20 protein-coding genes and 2 tRNA genes are annotated in these 22,533 nt (G+C 68.1%); 11 read left to right on the plus strand and 11 right to left on the minus strand.

Annotated elements, in window-relative coordinates; genetic code table 11:
- The first annotated feature begins 77 nt into the window (after window positions 1-77).
- The 3 genes from leuA to KOL93_RS05285 are packed head-to-tail and all read left to right on the plus strand — an operon-like array spanning window position 78 to window position 3,393.
- Complete coding sequence (leuA, locus tag KOL93_RS05275) at window positions 78-1,832, plus strand: 2-isopropylmalate synthase (RefSeq protein WP_221584280.1); 1,755 nt, start codon at window positions 78-80, stop codon at window positions 1,830-1,832.
- A gap of 29 nt (window positions 1,833-1,861) precedes the next feature.
- Complete coding sequence (gene recO / locus KOL93_RS05280) at window positions 1,862-2,593, plus strand: DNA repair protein RecO (protein WP_221584281.1); 732 nt, start codon at window positions 1,862-1,864, stop codon at window positions 2,591-2,593.
- On the plus strand, window positions 2,590-3,393 hold the full coding sequence (locus KOL93_RS05285; RefSeq protein ID WP_221584282.1) for an isoprenyl transferase: 804 nt from the start codon (window positions 2,590-2,592) through the stop codon (window positions 3,391-3,393). The genes recO and KOL93_RS05285 overlap by 4 nt, the downstream gene beginning before the upstream one ends.
- 3 nt (window positions 3,394-3,396) lie before the next feature.
- Here the strand turns inward: KOL93_RS05285 and KOL93_RS05290 are convergent, their stop codons facing one another.
- Entirely contained in the window at window positions 3,397-3,894 is a 498-nt protein-coding gene (locus tag KOL93_RS05290) for a glutathione peroxidase (RefSeq protein WP_221584283.1), read from the minus strand.
- 88 nt (window positions 3,895-3,982) lie between these two features.
- Here KOL93_RS05290 and dusB point away from each other — a divergent pair, with 88 nt between their 5' ends.
- The 5 genes from dusB (at window position 3,983) to KOL93_RS05315 (ending at window position 9,309) form a co-directional block, all read left to right on the plus strand.
- Window positions 3,983-5,146 carry a tRNA dihydrouridine synthase DusB gene (dusB, locus tag KOL93_RS05295; protein ID WP_221584528.1) on the plus strand — a complete coding sequence of 388 codons (1,164 nt, stop codon included), beginning with the start codon at window positions 3,983-3,985 and terminating at the stop codon, window positions 5,144-5,146.
- Window positions 5,136-6,485, plus strand: a complete 1,350-nt coding sequence (locus tag KOL93_RS05300) for a deoxyguanosinetriphosphate triphosphohydrolase (RefSeq protein ID WP_221584284.1) — start codon at window positions 5,136-5,138, stop codon at window positions 6,483-6,485. Before dusB ends, KOL93_RS05300 begins: the two co-directional genes overlap by 11 nt.
- Window positions 6,485-8,332: a DNA primase gene (gene dnaG / locus KOL93_RS05305; protein ID WP_221584285.1), complete on the plus strand. Its 1,848-nt coding sequence runs from the start codon at window positions 6,485-6,487 to the stop codon at window positions 8,330-8,332. Before KOL93_RS05300 ends, dnaG begins: the two co-directional genes overlap by 1 nt.
- Window positions 8,333-8,357: 25 nt before the next feature.
- On the plus strand, window positions 8,358-9,143 hold the full coding sequence (locus KOL93_RS05310) for an ATP-binding cassette domain-containing protein (protein ID WP_260405937.1): 786 nt from the start codon (window positions 8,358-8,360) through the stop codon (window positions 9,141-9,143).
- Between the two features lie 91 nt (window positions 9,144-9,234).
- Window positions 9,235-9,309, plus strand: a tRNA-Asn gene (locus tag KOL93_RS05315).
- Window positions 9,310-9,430: 121 nt separating this feature from the next.
- Here the strand turns inward: KOL93_RS05315 and KOL93_RS05320 are convergent.
- From KOL93_RS05320 to def, 4 genes are all read right to left on the minus strand, one after another.
- The gene (locus KOL93_RS05320; RefSeq protein ID WP_260405993.1) at window positions 9,431-10,201 is read right to left on the minus strand and encodes a MerR family transcriptional regulator; all 771 of its coding nucleotides are present in this window, start codon (window positions 10,199-10,201) and stop codon (window positions 9,431-9,433) included.
- Window positions 10,194-11,453, minus strand: coding sequence for an MFS transporter (locus KOL93_RS05325; RefSeq protein ID WP_221584287.1), 1,260 nt, complete (start codon window positions 11,451-11,453; stop codon window positions 10,194-10,196). Before KOL93_RS05325 ends, KOL93_RS05320 begins: the two co-directional genes overlap by 8 nt.
- Window positions 11,454-11,596: 143 nt before the next feature.
- A complete protein-coding gene (locus KOL93_RS05330; RefSeq protein ID WP_221584288.1) occupies window positions 11,597-12,142 on the minus strand; it encodes a septum formation family protein in 546 nt (181 codons plus the stop codon).
- A 115-nt stretch (window positions 12,143-12,257) separates the two neighbouring features.
- Window positions 12,258-12,824, minus strand: coding sequence for a peptide deformylase (gene def / locus KOL93_RS05335; RefSeq protein WP_221584289.1), 567 nt, complete (start codon window positions 12,822-12,824; stop codon window positions 12,258-12,260).
- Window positions 12,825-12,897: 73 nt separating this feature from the next.
- On the opposite strand from def, the gene KOL93_RS05340 reads away from it, so the two are divergent.
- The 3 genes from KOL93_RS05340 (at window position 12,898) to KOL93_RS05350 (ending at window position 14,624) form a co-directional block, all read left to right on the plus strand.
- Window positions 12,898-13,911, plus strand: a complete 1,014-nt coding sequence (locus KOL93_RS05340; protein WP_260405994.1) for a DMT family transporter — start codon at window positions 12,898-12,900, stop codon at window positions 13,909-13,911.
- A 13-nt stretch (window positions 13,912-13,924) separates the two neighbouring features.
- Window positions 13,925-13,999 (plus strand) — tRNA-Ile (locus KOL93_RS05345).
- Between the two features lie 127 nt (window positions 14,000-14,126).
- Window positions 14,127-14,624, plus strand: coding sequence for a DUF3145 family protein (locus KOL93_RS05350; protein ID WP_221584290.1), 498 nt, complete (start codon window positions 14,127-14,129; stop codon window positions 14,622-14,624).
- Window positions 14,625-14,693: 69 nt separating this feature from the next.
- Here the strand turns inward: KOL93_RS05350 and KOL93_RS05355 are convergent, their stop codons facing one another.
- The 6 genes from KOL93_RS05355 to aceE all read right to left on the minus strand — a co-directional run bounded on the left by KOL93_RS05355 (window position 14,694) and on the right by aceE (window position 22,406).
- Window positions 14,694-15,935 carry a beta-ketoacyl-[acyl-carrier-protein] synthase family protein gene (locus tag KOL93_RS05355; protein WP_221584291.1) on the minus strand — a complete coding sequence of 414 codons (1,242 nt, stop codon included), beginning with the start codon at window positions 15,933-15,935 and terminating at the stop codon, window positions 14,694-14,696.
- A gap of 76 nt (window positions 15,936-16,011) precedes the next feature.
- Window positions 16,012-16,260: an acyl carrier protein gene (locus KOL93_RS05360; RefSeq protein ID WP_221584292.1), complete on the minus strand. Its 249-nt coding sequence runs from the start codon at window positions 16,258-16,260 to the stop codon at window positions 16,012-16,014.
- A 78-nt stretch (window positions 16,261-16,338) separates the two neighbouring features.
- On the minus strand, window positions 16,339-17,340 hold the full coding sequence (locus KOL93_RS05365) for a beta-ketoacyl-ACP synthase III (RefSeq protein ID WP_221584293.1): 1,002 nt from the start codon (window positions 17,338-17,340) through the stop codon (window positions 16,339-16,341).
- 23 nt (window positions 17,341-17,363) lie between these two features.
- A complete protein-coding gene (locus KOL93_RS05370) occupies window positions 17,364-18,287 on the minus strand; it encodes an ACP S-malonyltransferase (protein ID WP_308291561.1) in 924 nt (307 codons plus the stop codon).
- Between the two features lie 92 nt (window positions 18,288-18,379).
- Window positions 18,380-19,609, minus strand: coding sequence for a PucR family transcriptional regulator (locus tag KOL93_RS05375; RefSeq protein WP_260405938.1), 1,230 nt, complete (start codon window positions 19,607-19,609; stop codon window positions 18,380-18,382).
- A gap of 67 nt (window positions 19,610-19,676) precedes the next feature.
- A complete protein-coding gene (aceE, locus tag KOL93_RS05380; RefSeq protein WP_221584295.1) occupies window positions 19,677-22,406 on the minus strand; it encodes a pyruvate dehydrogenase (acetyl-transferring), homodimeric type in 2,730 nt (909 codons plus the stop codon).
- Window positions 22,407-22,533: the final 127 nt, after the last annotated feature.

Genomic DNA, 22,533 nt, shown 5'->3' on the forward strand with positions numbered 1-22,533 from the left:
ACGAGACCTCGTAGGTCAGGGCCTTCTCGTCGCGGCGCTTCGCGTGGGCCCCCACGACGATCCGAAGGAACGAGAAGATGCAGAACAACCAGAAGCCCAGCGGCATGCCGATCCACAAGTACGTGCCGTTCCACGAGCAGATCACGATCGATCTGCCCGATCGCACCTGGCCCGCGAAGCGCATCACGCAGGCGCCGCGCTGGTGTGCGGTCGACCTGCGCGACGGCAACCAGGCGCTGATCGATCCCATGACGCCCGAGCGCAAGCGCATGATGTTCGATCTCCTCGTCAAGATGGGCTACAAGGAGATCGAGGTCGGCTTCCCGTCGGCGAGCCAGACCGACTTCGACTTCGTGCGGCACCTCATCGACGAGGACGCGATCCCCGGCGACGTCACCATCCAGGTCCTGACCCAGGCGCGCGAGCACCTCATCGAGCGCACGTACGAGTCGATCCGCGGCGCGAAGCAGGCGATCGTCCACCTCTACAACTCGACGAGCGTGCTGCAGCGCGAGGTGGTCTTCCGCACCGACCAGCAGGGGATCATCGACATCGCCCTCGAGGGCGCGCGGCTCTGCAAGAAGTACGAGCAGACGATCCCCGAGACGGCCGTCTACTACGAGTACTCGCCCGAGTCGTACACGGGCACCGAGCTCGAGTTCGCGGCGGAGATCTGCAATCGCGTGATGGAGGTCCTCGTCCCGACGCCGGAGCGCAAGATCATCTTGAACCTGCCCGCGACCGTCGAGATGGCCACCCCCAACGTGTACGCCGACTCGATCGAGTGGATGAGCAGGAGCCTCGACAATCGCGAGAACGTCATCCTGTCGCTGCACCCGCACAACGACCGCGGCACGGCCGTGGCTGCGGCTGAGCTCGGCTACATGGCGGGTGCAGATCGCATCGAGGGGTGCCTCTTCGGCAACGGCGAGCGCACGGGCAACGTCGACCTCGTCGCGCTCGGCATCAATCTCTTCACGCAGGGCGTGGATCCGATGATCGACTTCAGCGACATCGACCAGGTCAAGCGCACGGCGGAGTTCTGCAACCAGCTGCCCGTGCATGAGCGCAGCCCGTGGGCGGGCGACCTCGTCTTCACGGCGTTCAGCGGGTCCCATCAGGACGCCATCAAGAAGGGATTCGAGGCGATGGCCGCCAAGGCCGAGGCACAGGGCGTCTCGACCGACGACATCTCCTGGGGCGTCCCGTATCTGCCGGTGGATCCGAAGGATCTCGGACGCTCGTACGAGGCCGTCATCCGCGTCAATTCGCAGTCCGGCAAGGGCGGCGTCGCCTACCTCCTGAAGGCCGACCACAAGCTCGACCTGCCGCGCAAGCTGCAGATCGAGTTCTCGAACGTCGTGCAGGACAAGACCGACAGCGACGGCGGTGAGGTGACGAGCGATCAGATCTGGAACATCTTCCAGGACGAGTACCTGCCGTCCGGCGCGCCCGAGACGTCGTGGGGGCGCTACGAGCTCGTGAGCACGACGGTGCGCAACTCCTCCGACGGCGATGCGTCGCTCGAGGTCACGATGAGAGAGGGTGAGACGCAGTTCGGGGCGTCGGGGACGGGCAATGGGCCGGTCGCGGCGTTCATCGGCGTGCTGCGCGAGCGCGGCATCGACATCACCCTCTACGACTACTCCGAGCACACGCTCAGCGCGTCGGGCGACGCCGAGGCGGCCGCCTACGTCGAGCTGCAGGTCGAAGACGTGCGCCTGTGGGGCGTCGGCGTCGACGGCGACATCTCGACGGCCTCCCTCAAGGCCGTCGTGTCGGCCGTCAATCGCGCGATCCGGATCCGGGAGAGCCAGCTCGTCACGGCCTGATGCGGGGTGGGCATCCGTAGAATCGACGGGTGCCCACCTACCGTGACGATGCCGTCGTGCTGCGCACGCACAAGCTCGGCGAGGCCGACAGGATTCTCACCCTCCTGACCCGGCAGCACGGCAAGGTGCGGGCGGTCGCCAAGGGCGTTCGCCGCACGTCGAGCAAGTTCGGCGCCCGACTCGAACCGTTCATGGTCGTCGACGCACAGCTGTACATCGGGCGCAGCCTCGACATCGTGCAGCAGGTCGATCAGCTCGGAGCCTACGGCGCGGCCATCGCGAGCGACTACGACCGCTACACCTCCGCGAGCGCGATGGCCGAGGCCGCCGACAGGCTCGTCGGAGAGGGCGACGCGCAGCCGCAGCAGTTCTTCCTCCTCGTGGGCGCTCTGCGTTCGCTCTCCCGTGGAGAGCACGGCCCGCAGCCGACGCGCGACTCCTACCTGCTGCGTGCGCTGGGGCTGGCGGGGTGGACGATCCAGCTCGAGGCCTGCGCACGCTGCGGCGAGGCCGGACCGCACGAGCGATTCTCCGCGCAGGCGAGCGGAGTGGTCTGCGCGAGCTGCGCCCCCGCGGGGACGCCCCGGGCGGATCCGCGCGTCCTCGAGGTCGTCGGCGCGCTTCTGGCGGGCGACTGGGACACGATCGATCGGGCATCGGCCGCCGACCTCGACCGCGCAGCGGGCGTCGTCGCGGCGTATGCGCAGCACCACCTCGAGCGGGCGATCCGCTCGCTCAGCTCCCGGGAGGGGCACCGATGACGCAGAAGCCGTACACGCATCCCGACGCCGAGCCGTTCCGGCCGCTGAACTGGACCGGTCTCGAGCCGCCCCGCTTCGCGGGGCCCGTGCCCGCGCACGTGGCGATCGTGATGGACGGCAACGGCCGGTGGGCGAATCAGCAGGGGCTCCCGCGCACCGAGGGCCACCGGGTCGGCGTCGACGCGATGATCGATGTCATCGCCGGCGCCGTGCAGGCGGGCGTCAAGCACCTGTCGGTCTACGCGTTCTCGACCGAGAACTGGAAGCGCTCGCCCGCCGAGGTGCGCTTCCTCATGGGGTTCAACCGGGAGGTTCTCCACCGGCATCGCGATCAGCTCAACGAGTGGGGCGTGCGCGTGAGGTGGGCGGGTCGCCGACCCAAGCTCTGGGGATCCGTCATCAAGGATCTCGAGGTCGCGGAGGAGCTCACGAAGAGCAACACGCGGATGACGCTGGCGATGTGCATCAACTACGGCGGACGCTGGGAGGTCGTCGACGCGATGCGTCGGATGGCGGAGGATGTGCAGGCCGGTCGTCTGAAGCCGTCGGCGATCAACGAGAAGGCGATCTCGCGCAACCTCTACCTGCCGGGCATGCCGGATGTCGACCTGTTCATCCGCTCGGGCGGCGAGCAGCGCACGAGCAACTTCATGCTGTGGGAGGCCGCCTACGCCGAGCTGGTGTTCGACGACGCGCTGTGGCCCGAGTTCACGCGTCGGAACCTGTGGAGCGCGATCCAGTCGTTCCACAGTCGCGACCGCCGATACGGCGGGGCAGTCGACAAGCCCGTGGAGGAGTGAGGGTCAGCGCGGCAGGTGCTCCTCGATGACGCGGACGATCTTCTCGTCGTCGGGAGTGACCGTCGGACGGAATCGGCGCACCTCGCCGGTCGGAAGGACGACGAACTTCTCGAAGTTCCACGCGATGGGGCCTGCGAGCCCCGCGCCGTCCTTGGTCTTCTTGAGCGCCTTGTAGAGGGGGGCCGCGTGGGATCCGTTGACGCGGATCTTGTCCTGGATCGGGAAGCTCACGCCCCAGGTCGTGGCGCAGTAGTCGAGGATCTCCTCCATGGATCCGGGCTCCTGTCCCATGAACTGGTTGCAGGGGAACCCGACGATGGTGAGTCCGCGGTCGCCGTAGGTGCGCTGGAGCGCTTCGAGCTGCTCGTACTGTGGCGCGAGGCCGCACTTCGACGCGACGTTCACGACGAGGATCACCCCATCGCCGTAGTCGGCGAGGGTCTTCTCGTCGCCGGCGGCATCGGCGAACGGGACGGTGCGGGGATCGGTGACGGCGCTCATGCGTCCAGGGTAGGCCGATCCCTGGGCGCGCGGGCGGCTTGCGTTCGGATAAGGGTGAAAGAATGGGGGCGTGACGACCGCACCTGAGATGACGACGAGCGCGCCCGGCGTGCGACGCATGCCGCCTCTGCGCATCGGTCCGATCGATGTCGACGTCCCCGTCGTCCTCGCTCCGATGGCCGGTGTCACGAACATGGCCTTCCGTCGCCTCTGTCGCGAGTACGGGGCGGGGCTGTATGTGACCGAGATGATCACGACGCGTGCGCTCGTCGAGCGCAACGAGGTCACGATGCGCCTCATCCAGCATCACGAATCCGAGACGCCGCGCTCGATCCAGCTCTACGGAGTCGACCCGCACTACACGGCAGAGGCTGCGCGCGTCATCGCGGGGGAGGGCCTCGCCGATCACATCGATCTGAACTTCGGATGCCCGGTGCCGAAGGTGACCCGCAAGGGCGGCGGCTCGGCCCTTCCGTGGAAGCGCGATCTCTTCCACGACATCGTGAAGGGCGCCGTCGACGCGGCGGATGACGTTCCCGTGACCGTGAAGATGCGCAAGGGCATCGACGACGCGCACCTGACCTATCTCGAGTCCGGCCGCATCGCGGAGGACGTCGGGGCTGCGGCCGTCTCCCTGCATGCGCGCACGCTCGAGCAGTCGTACGCGGGCACGGCCGACTGGTCGGCCATCGCGGCGCTGAAGGAGAGCGTCACGAGCATCCCCGTGCTCGGAAACGGCGACATCTGGGGCGCCGACGACGCGATCCGCATGGTCGACGAGACGGGCTGCGATGGCATCGTCGTGGGGCGCGGCTGCCTCGGGCGCCCGTGGCTGTTCGGCGAGCTCGCGAACGCCTTCGGCGGCGATGCACCCACGGTCGACGCGACCCTCGCGTTCGTCGCGCGCGCCTTCCAGCGCCACGCAGAGCTCCTCGTCGAGTTCTACGAAGACGAGACGCGCGGATGCCGTGACATCCGCAAGCATGCGGCGTGGTACTTCAAGGGCTACCCGGTGGGCGGCGATCTGCGCGGGCAGTTCTCGAAGATCGAGTCGCTGCAGCATCTCTCCGACCTCATCGGTCAGCTCGACCTCGACGCGCCGTACCCCGGCGCCGACGTCGAGGGACCGCGTGGCCGGTCGGGCCGCGCACGTCGCGCGGTGCTCCCCGAGGGGTGGCTCGCCTCGCGCACGATCGACAGCGCCGACGAGGCCTCGCTGCAGGACGCGGAGCTGGACACCAGTGGCGGCTGAGCGCGGAGCCGGCCACTCGCAGGTCGGATACTCGGATCACGACACGGCACGATTCGCCACCGAGCGCCATGCCTCGGAACGCGGGCACTTCGCGCGCGATCGCGCGCGCGTGCTGCACACAGCGGCCCTCCGGCGACTCGCCGCGAAGACGCAGGTGCTGAGTCCCGCCAGTGATGCGGATTTCGCTCGGAACAGGCTCACGCATTCGCTCGAAGTCGCACAGGTCGGGCGTGAGCTCGCGACGGCGCTCGGGCTCAATGAGGATGTCGTCGACACGGCGTGCCTCAGCCACGATCTGGGTCATCCGCCGTTCGGGCACAACGGCGAACGCGCGCTCAACGAGTGGGCACGTGACATCGGCGGGTTCGAGGGCAACGCGCAGTCGCTGCGCATCCTCACGCGTCTCGAGGCGAAGGTCCTCGACGGCGAGCGGTCGGTGGGACTCAATCTCACGCGCGCGACCTTGGACGCCACCTGCAAGTACCCGTGGACGGTCGACGAGCCGGTCCCGGATCCAGGCGGGCGCCTGAAGTTCGGCGTCTACCCCGAGGACGAGGAGATCTACCGCTGGATGCGCGAGGGTGCGCCGTCCCGCGTCCGCAGCATCGAAGCCGAGGTCATGGACCTCTCCGACGACATCGCGTACTCCGTGCATGATTTCGAGGACGCGGTCGTCAACGGATACGTCGACGTGGCGCAGCTGGCAGACCCCGTCCAGCATCACCCGCTGGTCGGCAAGATCCAGGCGTGGGTGGGCTATGACTATGCGCGCGATGAACTCGCCGACGCGCTCTATCGCCTCACGCGCCAGCCGATGTGGCTGACGAGCTTCGATCGGTCGCGCCGCGATCTCGCGCGGCTCAAGAACCTCACGAGCGATCTCATCGGACGCTTCGCCTCGAGTGCGGTGCGCGCGACCCGCGCGGCGCATCCCGGAGAGACGCTGACGCGCTACGGCGCGCACGTCGTGGTTCCGCGCGACATCGAGGTCGAGATCGCGGTGCTGAAGGGCATCATGGGGGCGTCGATCGTGACGATCGACGCGCGGCGCACCGTCTATGCGGAGCAGCGCCGCACGCTCACGCGCATCGCCGACGCGCTGTGGGCCGCCGACACGCTGTGGTCGTCGGGCGCCGATCAGCTGGATCCCGCATTCACCGCCGACTTCGTGGCTGCCAGCTCCGACGCGGAGCGCAAGCGCGTGATCGTCGACCAGGTGGCGAGCCTCACCGACCAGACGGCGGTCGCGTGGCATGCGCGCCTCGTGGGATGGATCGATCCGGCCGAGGTCGGCATCTGGTCGCGTGCCGGGCAGTCGGCGCCCGCCGAGGTGTTCTGATGCCGCGGATCCGGCAGGCCGACATCGAGGAGGTCAAGGCGCGGACGAACATCGCCGACATCATCGGCGAACGCGTCGCCCTCAAGTCGGCGGGCGTGGGGTCCCTCAAGGGTCTGTGCCCCTTCCACGACGAGCGCAGCCCGAGCTTCAATGTGCGTCCGAGCCAGGGCTTCTACCACTGCTTCGGCTGCGGCGAGTCGGGCGACGTGTACACGTTCCTGCGGGAGATGGATCACCTCACGTTCAGTGAGGCCGTCGAGAAGGTCGCGCAGCGCGTCGGGTTCCAGCTCACGTACGAAGAGGGCGGTCCCGCGCCGGAGACGAGCGGCCGCGCGCGCCTCTATGCGGCGCACACACAGGCGGTGGAGTACTTCCGCAAGAACCTCCTCTCGCCGGAGGCCGAGACGGCGCGCGCATTCCTCGGGGAGCGCGGGTTCGATCCCGGGGCCGCCTCGCACTTCGGCGTCGGGTACGCCCCGAAGGGCTGGGACGGACTCCTCACGGAGCTCACCTCGCAGGGCTTCTCGCGCGAAGAGCTCACGACGGCCGGCCTCGTGTCGACGAATCAGCGTGGCGGCGTCTACGACCGTTTCCGGGGGCGGCTCGTGTGGCCGATCCGCGACGTCACGGGCCAGACGATCGGGTTCGGCGCCCGGCGGCTGTACGAGGATGACAAGGGGCCGAAGTACCTCAACACCCCCGAGACGCCGATCTACAAGAAGAACCAGGTCCTCTATGGACTCGACCTCGCCAAACGCGACATCTCGCGCGGTGATCCGAAGCGCGTCGTGGTGGTCGAGGGATACACCGACGTCATGGCGTGCCATCTCGCCGGCGTGACGACCGCGATCGCGACGTGCGGCACGGCGTTCGGCAGCGAGCACATCCGCACGCTCCGTCGCATCATGGGCGACGATTCCGGCGCGGGTGAGGTCATCTTCACGTTCGATGGCGACGAGGCGGGCCAGAAGGCGGCACTGCGGGCGTTCGCCGAGGCCGATCGCTTCTCGGCGCAGACCTTCGTGGCGGTCGCTCCCGACGGGCTCGACCCCTGCGACCTGCGCCTGCAGCGCGGCGACGCCGCGGTGACCGGGCTCCTCGACCACCGGACGCCGATGTTCGAGTTCGTCATCGACCGCAAGATCTCGGGCTTTCCGCTGTCGAGCGTCGAGGGGCGCGTCGGCGCACTGCGCGCAGCGGCGCCGATCGTCGCCGAAATCAAGGACCGGCTGCTGCGTCCCGGATACGAGCGCGTGCTCGCACAGCGCCTCGGGATGGATCCGCTCGACGTGCGACGCGAGGTCGAGCAGGCGGCGCGCGGCGGTTCGTCGCGCGACGAGCGGCGCCACACCCCCCGGGGCGAGGAGACCGCCCCGCCCGCGACGTCCCTCGCGACGCTTCCGCGCACGACCGATGTCGCCGTCGAGCGCGATGCGCTCACGGGCATCCTGCAGTACGGACACCGCATCGACCCCGCGTTGCTGCAGCGGGCGCTGCAGGTGCCGTTCCGCATCCCGGCGCTCGACGCCGTCCGCGTGGCGATCGCATCCGTCGATCGGTCGAGGCCCGGGTGGGGGCAGGCGGCGATCGACGCTCTGCCGCAGACGCTCCGGCAGCTGGGCGGGGAGGTGCTCATGCGCGACTTCCCGGCACGGGACGAGGAGCACGCGGCGATCTCCGCGAACTCGCTGTGCCGCCGGCTCATCGTGCGCGCGCTCGATGCGGAGAAGCACGAGCTCCTCGGAGCCGTGCAGCGTGTAGCCCCCGACTCGGAGGAGGGTCGCGCCGTCCGTGTGAGGCTGCGCGACCTCGACGCCGACAGGCGGCGCCTCGTCGACGAGCAGTGAGCCGACTTCAGGGCAGGATGGACGCATGCGCATTCCCGAGATGACCGACCGGGCCCTGCGGCTCGACGACGTCAGTGTCGCCCGCGGCCGAGGATCCGTCGCCGTGCGCGCGGTCGACGGCGTCACGGCGGCGCTTCCGTTCGGACGCGCCCTCTGCGTGTCCGGATCGACCGGGTCCGGCAAATCATCGCTGGCGGCGGCGCTCAGCGGCAGACGGGGGAGCGGATCCCGCATCGTCGGCGGCTCGGCCATCGTGTGTGGGATCGCGGCCCGACGCCCGCGCCGCGCCCGCAGCATCCTCACGTACCGCGTCGGCTATCTCGCCCAGGACGCCGGGCCGTCGCTCGATCCCGACCTGACCATCGGCGAGATCATCTCGCAGCCGATCGTCTCGCGCGACGCGCGCATCGACGGCCGGCGTCTCGAGGTGCGCGTCTCGAACCTCCTCGACGAGGTTCGCCTTCCGCTCGGCGCCGCAGGCAAGTTCCCGCACGAGCTCAGCGCGGGCATGCGTCAGCGCGTCGCGCTCGCCCGGGCGCTCATGACGGATCCGCGGCTCCTCATCGCCGATGAACCTCTGATGGGAATCGACGTCGAGGTGCGCCACGTCGTGCGCGACGCCATCCTGCGCCGGCGTCGGGAGTGGAACATGGCCGCTCTCATCGTGACGAACGACTCGGGTTTCGCGAGTGAGCTCGGTGCTGATCGTCTGGTGCTGCGCGAGGGAGCGGTGACGGCCTGGGCGCCGGCAGGAGAGGCCCCGGTCGTGACTCCCGGTGCGGAGGATTCGCTCGCGTTCCTCGACGCGTGAGCGCGACGCGCCCGGACGATCTCGTCGGTTCGATGGCCGCCCGATCCTTTGATAAGCTATTCGAGTTGCGCGGGAAGCGCAGCGAGGATGATCCTCGGTAGCTCAACGGCAGAGCAGCCGGCTGTTAACCGGCAGGTTATTGGTTCGAATCCAATCCGGGGAGCCAGTCAAAACCCCCGGATTCCATGGAGACATGGGATCCGGGGGTTTCGTCGTCTCACGTCGGAGGCCGGTATCCTGCCTCTGTCGACAGAATGTTGACACGCGGCCTGACCGACGACGATCACCTATCCGTTCCGCAGGCCCGGATCCGCAAGGCCGGCGCGGACTCTCACGAGGACCGCGTGCTGGGCGGGCGTGAGGTAGTTCGAGGTGTGCTGTTGGAAGGTGCGCTCGGGAGGCTCCGGAAGATCCGCGAGGTCTGTGGTCAGTGAAGCGAGTTCAGCCATGACAGGCAAGAACAGGTCGATGAGCTGGTCGGCGAGCTGCATGATCTCGTCCGATGTGCCCTCTCCATCGAGGCTTGCCCAGACCGTCAGGGCCGCCGCCACGGAGGAGGCCCGGTCTGGGCGGCTGAGCATCTCATAGATCGTTGTCAGGTAGTCCTTCCCCTCCGGTCCGATGAGATGCATCAGCAGAAGGGTGTGATCCCGGTCAGTCGCTGCCGCCCCGTCGGGCAGGCCAGAGTCTCGCAGGACGCTGTGAAATCCGGCGATCTCCGGGGGAAGGTCTGGGAATGCTCCGTAGCGTCGGAGATGGGCGAGCAGTTCGCGTTGGCGAGTCAGGTTTTCGATCTGCGCCGCGAATTCCGTGTCCAAGGCGTCGAACACGGTATCTGACGGTGGGTCGTCGCCATCGAGCATGGTTGCGATCTGCGGGAGGGAGAAGCCGAGTCCGGCCAGGCGTCGGATCCGCAGCACTCGAACCAGCGCATGGGTGCTGTAGTCGCGGTAGCCGTTGCTGGAGCGCGCTGGTTCGTTGAGGAGCCCGATCTGGTGGTAATGCCGCAGTGTGCGCACGGTGATGTCGGCACGGTTCGCGAGATCGCTGCTACGCATCACGCGTCCCCTTCAGCTCGTGGTCCATCTCTTGACTGAGTCCGGGTCTCTCCAGGTTACGCATGGATCGGGCGCTCAACGCCACGAGGAGTCCCAGAGACCACAGCGTGGCGAGTATCACCAGTGCGGCATGGAGACCCCAGAGCTCTGTCATGGCTCCGGCCAGGAAGATCCCCAGGGGCGAGGCGGCGGTGACCAACGTATTCTGCGTGCCCAGCACGCGCCCGCGCTTGTCCTCGGGGATGCGCTCGATGGAGAGCACACCGACCAGAGCTCCGAAGAGCCCAACCGAGAAGCCCAGGACGAACGCGCCGAGGAAGAGCACCCACACCGACAACAGCGAGGCCACGATCGCGAGGCCGAGCACGCTGCCCAGGGATCCTGTGACGAACCATCCGCGACGAGACCCGCGCGTGCCGAGACCGGCGTAGATCCCACCGCCGACCAGTGAGCCGGCCGCGATGGCGCTCATGACCAGGCCCAGCAGACCTGAGCGATCGATCTCGGTGAAGTACAGCGGCAGGATGATTCCCTGGAGCCCGCCGATGGCGATGACGGCTGAGGTGGTCAGGATCGTGGTGACCAGGACGAACCTATTGTGGATCATCTCCGTCCACCCCTCGCGCAGGTGCCCCCAGACCCGACGCGCCGGAGAGCCGTCGACCGCGGCCGTCTCGTCGAGAGCTCCGACACAGTGGGGGATCAGCATCGTCAGCAGTGCAGCGGCAAGCGAGGTGCCGGCAGTGACCCACAGGGCAGTGGTGCCGTCCCACGCCGTGAGCATGAACCCTGCGGCTGCCGGGCCGACGAGGACAGCGACCGCACCGAGCGCCTCGCGTGTGCCGGTGATGCGTTCAGCCGAGACCCCGCCGTTGCGGATGACGGCAGGGAGCAATGCCTCTCGCGCGGTGATCCCGGGGACATCTCCGATGGCGCCGATGATCCCGAACAGGATGAACCAGCCCACAGAGAGACCGGTGATCATATCGATGAGGGGAAGGGCGCCCATAGCGAGGGCGGAGATGAGGTCCGTGAGCACCGATGAGGTGCGTCGATTGATCCTGTCGATGACCACGCCCATGAGGATTCCGGCCAGGACGGCAGGCACGATCGTGGCGGCCGCCACGGTGCCTGCCGCCAGCGCGCTGCCTGTCGTCTGGAGCACCAGCAGGGGCAGCACGATGGCTGCGATGGAGTTGCCCAGCGCGGACAGCGTGTAGGACGACAGGTACGTCACGGGAAGAAGGCTCATGAGATGAGCCAAAACTACGACGTCGCGTCGGAGTCAAGCCGAACACCCCACACGGGACTGACCCCCAGGAATCGGAACTGATCTGTCAGCCCGACTCCTGGGGGCAGGACAGATGGCGGGGCTTCTTCGCATCTGAGCCCACGTCAGCGCTGGGCGTTCTCGAGCGAACCCTCGATCTGGACGACGTCCTGGCCCTGGTCGTCGGATGCCTCGTACACGAGGCACTGGATGAGGCGGTCGCCGTCTTCCCACGAGAGCTCGGTGGGGGAGTAGTAGTTGTACCAGAGCGCCTCGGACTCCTCGAACGGAATGCCGACGAACGTCTCGAACTGGTCGTGACATGTGACGTCGGCGTCGTCCCAGATCGCCTGCTGCCCTGGCCACTCGTCGCCGAGATCGAGCTCGTACTCGTGGAAGAACTCGTAGTCGTGCGGCTCCGCGCAGGGGACGACCTCGACCTGCTCGATCTCTTCGCTGGTGCTCTCGGGCTGGAGCAGGCAGTCGCCCACCTGGATGTCGAAGACCGACTCGTTGCCGCCCTCAGTGACCTCGTCGGTGTCGGCATCGCGCTCTGCACCGCCGAACATCGAGCTGATCGAGCCGCATCCCGCGAGGGACGCAGCCGCGAGCGCGACGCCGCCGATCACGGCGACGGTGCGAGCGGAGCGGATTCGGGTGCGCGTGTGCATGGTGTCGTCCTGTCGTTCGTGGGATCCGCGAGGAACGACCGGCTCGCGCCCACCATCCCCCGCGACCAGGATAGTTCGCGCGCGTTCTCCCATGTGATCCGGGATCGTTCGGGCCCTACGCGTCGACGTCGTCGATGCCCGGGATCCAGCTGCTGCCGGGGCGCCCCCAGCCGCGCTTCTTCGAGATCTTCTGCGCCGTCTTCCAATCACGCTCCGAGATCCGATCGATGTAGATCGTCCCGTCGAGATGGTCGAACTCGTGCTGCATGATGCGCGCACGCCACCCGCTGACCTCGATGCGGACCGGCTCGCCCTCAAGGTCGCTACCGGTGACGACGACGCGATCGGAACGGCGCAGGGGGAAGGACTCGCCGGGGAACGAGAGGCAGCCCTCCGACTCCGTGTCGGGGTCGGGGTCGCCCGGCTCCGTCGGCGTCATCCACAGCTCGGGGTTGATGATCTCGCCCCGCCAGGGGCTCCCCTCGTCGTCTTCGTACGCATACGTGTAGATGCGGAGACCGACACCCACCTGAGGTGCCGCGAGGCCGACGCCGGGAGCGGCGTCCATCGTCTCGTACATGTCGGCGACGAGCGCGCGGATCTCTTCGGTGACCGTCTCGACGGACTCGGCGGGGGCGTGGAGAACCGGGTCTCCCCAGATGCGGATGGGCAGAATGGCCATCCCTTAAGGCTACTGAATACTTCTGGATGCCTGCATGGTCAGCCAGCCGTCAGCCACTAGTCTCGAACACGTGATGAGGGGAATGGGGAGCGCCGAGATGGTACCGGCCGCGTCCGACGAATTGGTCGGGCTGTTCGACAACCCTGGCCTGCTTCTCGGCATCCCCCTCGCGATCGCCGGAGCGGTGTTCATGTCGCTCGGTGCGCAGTACCAGAGCCGCGGCGTGCGCAAGGTCGAGAAGCTCGAGGGGGCCAGCGGTCATGCCGGCCTCAACACGGCCCACCTGCTGCAGCTGCTGCGTCGCCCGTCGTGGATCAGCGGCACGCTGCTGCTCGGCGCCGCGATCGTGTGTCAGCTCGCAGCGCTCTCGGTCGCACCGCTCATCGTCGTCCAGCCGCTCGGAGCGATCTCGCTCGTCATCACGACGCTGCTCAACGCCCGGGTGTCGGGTCATACGCCGACTCGTGCATCGCTCACGGCGATCGGGCTGTGCATCGGCGGAATCTTCGTCTTCGTGTTCTTCGCCGCCCTGTACGCGGTCGAGAGCCCGATCAGCGACATGCAGCTGCTCACCCTGCTCGCGATCCTCCTGATCGTGCTCATCGTCGTCGGCACCGCCTGGCTCCTCTTCAAGACCCGAGCAGGAGCCCTGTTCTACATCTCGGCGGCGGGAATCCTCTACGGCTTCGTCGCGACGCTCGCGAAGGTCGTGATCGTGCGGATCCAAGCCGGCGACGTCAACATGGTGACGATCGCGTGCGCGGTCTCGCTCGCCGCCGCGGCACTCGCCGGTGCGTACTTCGTGCAGACGGCCTATTCGTCGGGCCCCCCTGACCTCGTGATCGCCGGGCTCACAGTGATCGACCCGATCGTCGCCGTGGCGATCGGTGCGAGTCTCCTCGGCGAGGCGGCCCGCACGCCCGTCTGGACTCTCGTCATCTGGGTACTCGCGGGCACTGCTGCGACGGTCGGCGTGATCATGCTGGCGAAGAGCCACCCGCAGGTGCTCAGCGAGAGCCAGGAGCTCCCGTTCCGGCGAGGAAGCGGCAGCACCTCCGATTCCGGCAGCGACACGGAGGGCCGGTAGGCTCGAACCGCACGGGGCGGTAGCCAAGCTGGTCAAGGCAGCGAGCTCATAACTCGACGACTCGTGGGTTCAAGTCCCACCCGCCCTACGAACTCCAGTGTTGTCATTCGTCGCGACGTGCGTCACAATACGAGTACAGCCGAATACGTCGCATCGCCGGATCACACGCCGGTCAGGTACGGAGGGGAAGCCGCACCTGACGAAACGGAGAGATCATGGCGACACCAGTTGCGCGCGGAGTGGTCTTCATTCACTCCGCGCCGAAGGCACTGTGCCCGCACCTTGAATGGGCAGTCGGGCGCTCGATCGGTCGTGCCGTGAACTTCGCCTGGCAGGACCAGGGCGTCCTGCACGGGTCGCGGCGCACGGAGTTCGTCTGGGACGGCCCCGCCGGGACGGGCGCCGCCATCGCGACGGCGATCCGCGGGTGGGAGCACCTGCGCTTCGAGGTGACGGAGGACCCGACCGCACGCTCCGTCGGTGGTCGTTGGATGCACACGCCCGACCTCGGAATCCACTTCTCTCAGATGGACGCCTCGGGCAGCATCGTCGTGCCGGAGGAGCGCGTGCGAGCCGCCCTGGAGCAGCGGGATCCGCTCGAGATGCGTCGTGAACTCGACATCGCGCTCGGCACGGCATGGGACGACGAGCTCGAGGTCTTTCGGACGGCTGGCGATCACGCCCCCGTCGTATGGCTGCACCAGGTCGGCTGACCCGCGCACACAGACGACAGCGCCCTCCGGGAGAACACTCGCGGAGGGCGCTGTGATGCTCAGGCGGCGTCAGTCATCGTACGACGCGAACGCCGCGACGGCGTTGTGACCGCCGAAGCCGAAGGAGTTGCTGATCGCGAGCTGAGGACCATCGCCCAGCGGCTGCGGATCCGCCGACACGCGGACGGGGATCTCGGGATCCTGATTGTGCAGGTTGATCGTCGGGGGAGCGAGGCGCTCGCGCACCGCCAGGACCGAGAAGACCGACTCGATCGCTCCGGTGCCGCCGAGGAGATGACCCGTCGACGCCTTCGTCGCCGATACGGGAATCGACGTGGCACGGTCGCCGAACACGTTCTTCAGCGCCTGGAACTCGGCGGGGTCGCCCACCGGGGTCGATGTCGCGTGCGCGTTGATGTGCGTGACGTCGTCCGGGGTCGCGCCCGCTGCGTCGAGCGCCTGCAGCATGGCGCGCGCGGCGCCCTGGCCCGACGGGTCGTTCGCCGTGATGTGATGTGAATCGGCGGTGACGCCGGTCCCGACGAGCTCTGCATAGATCTTCGCGCCACGCGCGAGGGCATGCTCTTCCGTCTCGAGGATGAGGACGGCCGCGCCCTCGCCCATGACGAAGCCGTCTCGATCGGCATCGTACGGACGCGACGCGGTCGAGGGGTCGTCGTTGCGGCGAGAGAGCGCCTGCATCGAGCTGAAGGAGGCGATCGTGATCGGGTGGATCGCCGATTCGGCACCGCCGGCGATGACGACGTCGGCGACGCCCGACTGCAGGTGCGCGTATGCGCTGTCCAGCGACTCGACGCTCGAAGCGCACGCGGATGCCACGGTGCGCGCGAACGCGCGGGCGCCGAAGTGCAGAGAGAGGAAGCCAGCCGCGGAGTTCGGCATCAGCATGGGGACCGTCATCGGCATGACCCGACGCGGGCCCTTCTCGCGCAGCGTGTCCCAGGCGTCGAGCAGCGTCCAGACGCCGCCGATGCCCGTCGCGAAGTCGACGCCGAGACGCTCGGGGTCGACATCCGGTGCTCCAGCATCGCTCCACGCCTCGAGGGCGGCGACGAGGGCGAACTGCGTCGAGATGTCGAGGCGCTTGGCCGTCGGGCGGTCGAGGACGGTGCCGGGACGGACGGTGGCCTCAGCCGCGAACGTGACGGGGAGGTTGTACTCCTCGACCCAGTCGTATTCGAGCGCACGGGCGCCTGAGACGCCGTCGAGCAGGTTCTTCCAGTTGTCCGACGCGTTTCCGCCGAGTGCCGATGTGGCGCCGATTCCGGTCACGACGATGCGCTTGGTCATTCGTGGTTTCCTTGCTGCGAAGTGTGTGAGGTGACGACGGTGCCGCGCCGGGAGCCCGACGCGGCACCCGGCCGAGTCACTCGGCGTTCGACGTGATGAAGTCGACGGCGTTCTTGACGGTCTTGAGGTTCTTGACCTCGTCGTCGGGGATCGTGACGCCGAACTTCTCTTCGGCGTTGACGACGATCGTCATCATCGAGATCGAGTCGATGTCGAGGTCGTCGGTGAACGACTTCTCGAGAGCGACCTCGCCGGCGTCGATTCCGGTCTCGTCGGTGATGAGCTCTGCGAGTCCGGCGAGGACCTCGTCGTTGGTGAGTGCCATGGGGATCTCTCCTTGTTCGTGGCTGTCAGGGGTTCGATCAGGAAACCGCCCCTCAGTCTAGGGGCGAAGAGGGAGCTGTCAGGGGAGGACGACGACCTGCGCGGCGTACACCAGGCCCGCACCGAAGCCGATCTGCAGCGAGAGGCCACCCGAGAGCTCGGGGTGCTCCTCGAGCAGTCGGTGCGTCGCGAGCGGGATCGACGCGGCGGAGGTGTTGCCCGTCGACTCGATGTCACGGCCGATGATGACCGTCTCGGGAAGGCCGAGCTGCTTCGCGAACTCGTCGATGATGCGGCGATTCGCCTGGTGCGGAACGAACGCCGCGAGGTCTTCGGGCTTCACACCGGCGTCATCGAGTGCCTTCTTCGCGACCTTCGCCATATCCCAGACCGCCCAGCGGAAGACGCTCGGGCCCTCCTGACGCAGCGTGGGCCATTCGCCCTCGCCGTCGCGGAACTGGGTGAGAGTGCGGTTCATGCCGACGACGTCGGCACGGGATCCGTCGGACCCCCACTGCGACATCGAGACACCCGCGACATCGCTGGGACCGAGAACCGCCGCCCCGGCGCCGTCGCCGAGGAGGAAGGAGATCGAGCGGTCGGTCGGATCGACGACGTCGCTGAGCTTCTCGGCTCCGACGACGACGGCGTACTTCGTCGCGCCCGTGCGGATGAGCGCGTCGGCCTGCGCAATGCCGTAGCAGTACCCGGCGCAGGCGGCGTTCGTGTCGTAGGCGGCTGCGGGCGTCGCGCCGATCGCATCGGCGACGAGGGCCGCCATCGACGGCGTCTGCTGCATGTTGCTGATGGTGGCGCAGATCACGAGGCCGATCTCGGTGGGTTCGATCCCTGCCTTCTCGACGGCCTCCTTGGCGGCGACGATCGCGAGATCCGTCGCGCTCGTGCTCTTGTCGGCGCGAACTCGCGTGACGATGCCGGTGCGCTGGCGGATCCACTCGTCGCTCGAGTCGATCGGGCCGACGAGGTCGTCGTTCGGAACGACGTTCTCGCCGCGCGCCGCTCCCATGGAGAGGATTCGCGAGTGGGCGTGTGTGGGTGCTTCTGTGAGGGCAGCGGTCATGTCTTCTTCCTGCGGCCGGCGGATCAGTTGTCGGTGCCGGCGAGAAGGTCGCGCGCTGCGGCCAGGTCGTCGGGGGTCTTGAGCGCCACGGCGGGGGTGCCGCGGAGGCCGCGCTTCGCGAGGCCGACGAGGGCGCCCGCGGGCGTGAACTCGACGAGTCCCGTCAGTCCTGCGTCCGCGAACGCCGTCATGCACAGGTCCCAGCGCACGGGATTCTGCACCTGGCGCACGATGAGCTCGAGTGCGTGAGCGCCGCGCGTGGTCTGCGAGCCGTCGCTGTTGGTCCAGAGGCGGAGCACCGGGTCCGCGACGCTCGAGATCGCGGCGACCGCCGTCTGCAGTGCGTCGGCGGCGGGCGCCATATAGCTCGTGTGGAATGCTCCCGCGACCTGGAGAGGGATGACCCGCGCCCCGCGTGGGGCGTTCTCGCCGAGGGCGGTGAGTCCGTCGCGTGCGCCAGCGGCCACGATCTGGCCGGCTCCGTTGTAGTTGGCGGGAGAGAGGTCTGCCGAGCCGATCGCGTCGAGGACCTGATCCTCTTTGCCGCCGACGACGGCGCTCATCCCTGTGTCGGCGAGTGCCGCGGCGTCGGCCATGGCACGGCCTCGGGCGCCGACCAGGCGCATGCCGTCGTCGTCGCTGATCACGCCGGCCGCGACGAGGGCGGCGATCTCTCCGACGGAGTGCCCGGCGACCCCGCTGAACGAGGCGCGCTCAGCTTCGGTCAGCTGCCACCACGACAGCAGGCTCGCGGCGACGATGAGCGGCTGGGCGATCTTCGTGTCGCGGATCGCCTCGGCATCCCATTCCGTGCCCGCGGCGACGAGATCGACTCCTGCGGCCTCCGAATAGCGGTCGAGGCGCTCGCGGGCGCCATCGATCTCGAGCCAGGGGGCGAGGAAGCCGGGGGTCTGGGAGCCCTGTCCGGGGAATGCGGCGACAATCACTCTGTCCATTGTTCCGGGGCGCTCCTCGCGGTGGCTGGCGGCACTCTCACAAGAATCCTCGCTCGGGTTGTGGGAATGCGATGAATGATCGGTCACCGACGCTCCGCTCGGCGCGTGGCGGGGCGACGTTTCGCGACGTCCGAGGATCCGATCGACCCCAGGATGAGCGCCGTCTGGAGGATGAGGGCTTCACGCGGTCCGGTGGCGTCCCACCCGATGACGTCGCTGACGCGCTTCAGGCGGTAGCGCACCGTGTTCGGATGCACGAACAGCTCACGTGCCGTGGCCTCCAGAGAGCGGCCGTTGTCGAGATAGCTCCACAGCGTCGTGACGAGGTCGGTCGAGTGGCCCTCGAGTGGGCGGTAGACGCGCTCCACGAGCGTCTGCTTTGCGAGCACATCGCCCGCGAGCGACCGCTCCGGGAGCAGATCGTCGGCTTCCACGGGACGTGGGGCGCCGCGCCATGAGGCCGCGACGGCGAAGCCCGCGAGCGATGCGCGCGCGCTGCGACTGGCGTCGACGAGCGCCGGTACGGTCGGGCCGAGCACGAGGTGCCCGGCTCCGAAGTGCGGCTCGAGCTCGGAGGCGATGTCGAGGAAGCTGAGCTGGTCGTCATCCTGCGTGGGCTCCTGCCCGGGATCCTCCGCACGTCCGAGCACGAGCACGAGGCGAGAGCCCTGGACTCCGATGAGCACGTCGACGCCGAGCTTGCGCGCACGCCGGCGCACCTGGTCGACGTCGAACATCGACGGCGTCGTGCCGACGAGGACGCTCACCTCGCCATGGCCGTGCCATCCGAGGGCCGCGATGCGACTGGGCAGTTCGTCGTCGGCTTCGCCCGTGAGGATCGTGTCGACGACGAGCGCTTCGAGCCGTGCGTCCCACAGCCCGCGCGACTCGGCGGCGCGGGCGTACACATCGGCCGCCGTGAAGGCGACTTCGCGGGAATAGAGCAGCATGGCCTCACGCAGGTGCTCGCCGCGGCCCGCGACCTTCTCCTCCATCGCGTCGACCGTGACGCGCACGAGCTGGAGCGTCTGCTGGAGGCTCACGCTGCGCAGAAGCTCACGGGGAGCCGCGGCGAAGATGTCCGCGGCGATCGTCGGCGTCTCGCGAGGGTCCTCGTACCACTCGATGAAGGACGTGATACCGGCCTGCGCGACGAGGCCCACGGCCGAACGTCGTGCGGGCGGCATGTCCGAATACCACGGGAGCGTGTCCTCGAGGCGGCGCAGAGTGGCCGTGGCGATGTCACCCGAGATGCGACGAAGCCACGCCAACGTGGACTTCTTGTCCATGGACGCGCGCGTGCTGTCTGTCATATCACTCCCTTGTGCGACAACCGGGCGGGACTCCCGAAGGAGCCCCGCCCGTCAGCTGTCGGTCGGATCAGGCGTCGCCGCCCTCGTTGCCCGACGTGCCGGCGTTCACGTCGTGCAGGCGGTACTTCTCGATCGCCTGCGCGATGACGCCGCGATCGACCTTGCCCTGATCGGCGAGCATCTGCAGCGCCTTGACGGCCATCGACGCGCCGTCGATCTTGAAGTGGCGGCGCGCCGCGGCACGCGTGTCGCTGAAGCCGAAGCCGTCGGCGCCGAGCGTGCCATAGGGGCCGGGGATCCACGGACGGATCTGGTCCTGGACAGCGTGCATGTAGTCGCTCGTCGCGACGAACGGCTGCCCCTCGGCGTGACGCAGCTTCTCCGTGACGTAGGCCGTCTGGGGCTCTTCGGCCGGGTGGAGGAAGTTGTGGTCCTCTGCGGCCAGACCGTCCTTGCGGAGCTCATTCCAGCTCGTGACCGACCAGACGTCGGCCGTGACACCCCAGTCGTTCTTGAGCAGCGACTGCGCCTCGGCGGCCCACGGCACGCCGACACCGGAGGCGAGCAGCTGGACGCGGGGCCCGTCGCCGGTTCCCTCGGACACGCGGTGGATGCCCTTGACGATGCCCTCGACATCGACGTCATCCGGCTCGGCCGGCTGCTTCATCGGCTCGTTGTACACCGTGAGGTAGTACATGACGTCGGGATCGGGGTGCTCACCGCCGTACATGCGCTCGATGCCCGACTGGACGATGTGCGAGACCTCGTAGCCGAACGCCGGATCGTACGTGATCGTCGCCGGATTCGTGGACGCGAGGAGCGGCGAGTGGCCGTCGGCGTGCTGGAGACCCTCGCCGGTGAGCGTGGTCCGGCCGGCGGTCGCGCCGATGATGAAGCCCTTCGCCATCTGGTCGCCCGCGGCCCAGAACGCGTCGCCCGTGCGCTGGTAGCCGAACATCGAGTAGAAGACGTAGACGGGGATCAGCGTCTCGCCATGCGTCGAGTACGACGTCGCGGTCGCCGTGAACGCCGCGGCGGCGCCGGCCTCGTTGATGCCGACGTGCATGATCTGCCCCTCGGTGCTCTCCTTGTAGGCAAGCAGCAGGTCGCGATCGACCGAGAGGTAGTTCTGTCCGTTCGGGTTGTAGATCTTCGCCGAGGGGAAGTACGAGTCCATGCCGAAGGTGCGGGCCTCGTCGGGGATGATCGGCACGATGCGGTTGCCGAATCCCTTGACGCGCATGAGGTCCTTCAGCATGCGCACGAAGGCCATCGTGGTGGCGACCTCCTGGTTGCCGGATCCCTTCTTGGGCAGCCCGTAGTCCTTGTCCTTCGGCAGTTCGAGCGGGACGTTCGTCGTGCGACGCTCGGGCAGGAAACCGCCGAGCTTGCTCCGACGCTCCAGCATGTACTGGATCGTCTCGTCGTTCTCGCCGGGGTGGTAGTACGGCGGACGGTACGGGTCGTCCTCGAGCTGCTTGTCGGACACCGGGATCTGCATGGTGTCGCGGAACATCTTGAGGTCGTCGAGCGTCATCTTCTTCATCTGGTGGGTCGCGTTGCGGCCCTCGAAGTGCGGTCCGAGACCGTAGCCCTTGATCGTGTGGGCGAGGATGACGGTCGGCTGGCCCTTGTGCTCCATCGCGGCCTTGTACGCCGCGTAGACCTTGCGGTAGTCATGGCCGCCGCGCTGCAGCGCCCAGACCTGCTCGTCCGTGTAGTCCTCGACGAGCTTCAGCGCACGGGGATCCCGGCCGAAGAAGTTCTCGCGCACGAACGCGCCGTCTTCCGTCTTGTAGGTCTGGAAGTCGCCGTCGGGCGTCGTGTTCATGAGGTTGAGGAGCGCGCCCTCGGTGTCGCGCTGAAGCAGGTCGTCCCAGCCGCGGCCCCAGATGAGCTTGATGACGTTCCAGCCGGCGCCGCGGAAGTAGCTCTCGAGCTCTTGGATGATCTTGCCGTTGCCGCGCACCGGACCGTCGAGGCGCTGCAGGTTGCAGTTGATCACGAAGGTGAGGTTGTCGAGTCCCTCGTTCGCCGCCACCTGGAGCTGGCCGCGCGATTCGACCTCGTCCATCTCGCCGTCGCCCAGGAAGGCCCAGACGTGCGAATCGCCGACGGGCTTGATGCCGCGGGCGTCGAGGTACTTGTTCGTCATCGCCTGGTAGATGGCGTTGATCGGACCGAGGCCCATCGAGACCGTCGGGAACTGCCAGAAGTCGGGCAGCATGCGCGGGTGCGGGTACGACGGCAGGCCCTGGGGTGCCGCGGACTTCTCCTGGCGGAAGCCGTCGAGCTGTTCCGCCGTCAGACGACCCTCGAGGAAGGCGCGGGCGTACATGCCGGGGGAGGCGTGGCCCTGGTAGAAGATCTGGTCGCCGCCGACCGCGTCGTCCTGCCCGCGGAAGAAGTGGTTGTGACCCACTTCGTAGAGCGAGGCGGCCGATGCATACGTCGAGATGTGACCGCCGACGCCGACGCCCGGCCGCTGCGCGCGGTGCACCGTGATGGCCGCGTTCCAGCGGAGCCAGTGGCGGTAGCGGCGCTCGAGCTCCTCATCACCGGGGAACTCGGGCTCGTCCTCGGCCGAGATCGTGTTGACGTAGTCGGTGGTCGGAACCATCGGAACGCCGAGGCGGCGTTCCTTCGAACGCTTGAGGAGGCTCAGAATGACCTCACGTCCGCGCTGCGAGCCCTTGGCATCGACGAGCTGGTCGAGGGACTCCTGCCATTCGGCGGTCTCCTCGGGGTCGCTGTCGACGGCGCCCTGCGAGTACGGATCCTGATCGTGAACTGCCACCAGGTGACCTTTCGTCGTGCGGGCAGATCGTGCCCAGAGTGTGGATCGGCGCGCACGACCGTACCCCGGGTGTGACCAGGCACGCCGCACGCGTTTGGATCCACCCTAGCGACACTCGGATGTGTTC

This window comes from Microbacterium salitolerans (assembly GCF_019720895.1).
In the GTDB taxonomy this organism is placed as follows: Bacteria; Actinomycetota; Actinomycetes; order Actinomycetales; family Microbacteriaceae; genus Microbacterium.

Coding starts and splice junctions, on each gene's coding strand:
- leuA (WP_221584280.1), top strand. CDS start 78: ATGCAGAACAACCAGAAGCCCAGCGGCATGCCGATCCACAAGTACGTG.
- KOL93_RS05285 (WP_221584282.1), top strand. CDS start 2,590: ATGACGCAGAAGCCGTACACGCATCCCGACGCCGAGCCGTTCCGGCCG.
- KOL93_RS05290 (WP_221584283.1), bottom strand. CDS start 3,894: ATGAGCGCCGTCACCGATCCCCGCACCGTCCCGTTCGCCGATGCCGCC.
- dusB (WP_221584528.1), top strand. CDS start 3,983: ATGACGACGAGCGCGCCCGGCGTGCGACGCATGCCGCCTCTGCGCATC.
- dnaG (WP_221584285.1), top strand. CDS start 6,485: ATGCCGCGGATCCGGCAGGCCGACATCGAGGAGGTCAAGGCGCGGACG.
- KOL93_RS05310 (WP_260405937.1), top strand. CDS start 8,358: ATGCGCATTCCCGAGATGACCGACCGGGCCCTGCGGCTCGACGACGTC.
- KOL93_RS05320 (WP_260405993.1), bottom strand. CDS start 10,201: ATGCGTAGCAGCGATCTCGCGAACCGTGCCGACATCACCGTGCGCACA.
- KOL93_RS05325 (WP_221584287.1), bottom strand. CDS start 11,453: ATGAGCCTTCTTCCCGTGACGTACCTGTCGTCCTACACGCTGTCCGCG.
- KOL93_RS05330 (WP_221584288.1), bottom strand. CDS start 12,142: ATGCACACGCGCACCCGAATCCGCTCCGCTCGCACCGTCGCCGTGATC.
- def (WP_221584289.1), bottom strand. CDS start 12,824: ATGGCCATTCTGCCCATCCGCATCTGGGGAGACCCGGTTCTCCACGCC.
- KOL93_RS05340 (WP_260405994.1), top strand. CDS start 12,898: ATGAGGGGAATGGGGAGCGCCGAGATGGTACCGGCCGCGTCCGACGAA.
- KOL93_RS05350 (WP_221584290.1), top strand. CDS start 14,127: ATGGCGACACCAGTTGCGCGCGGAGTGGTCTTCATTCACTCCGCGCCG.
- KOL93_RS05355 (WP_221584291.1), bottom strand. CDS start 15,935: ATGACCAAGCGCATCGTCGTGACCGGAATCGGCGCCACATCGGCACTC.
- KOL93_RS05360 (WP_221584292.1), bottom strand. CDS start 16,260: ATGGCACTCACCAACGACGAGGTCCTCGCCGGACTCGCAGAGCTCATC.
- KOL93_RS05365 (WP_221584293.1), bottom strand. CDS start 17,340: ATGACCGCTGCCCTCACAGAAGCACCCACACACGCCCACTCGCGAATC.
- KOL93_RS05375 (WP_260405938.1), bottom strand. CDS start 19,609: ATGACAGACAGCACGCGCGCGTCCATGGACAAGAAGTCCACGTTGGCG.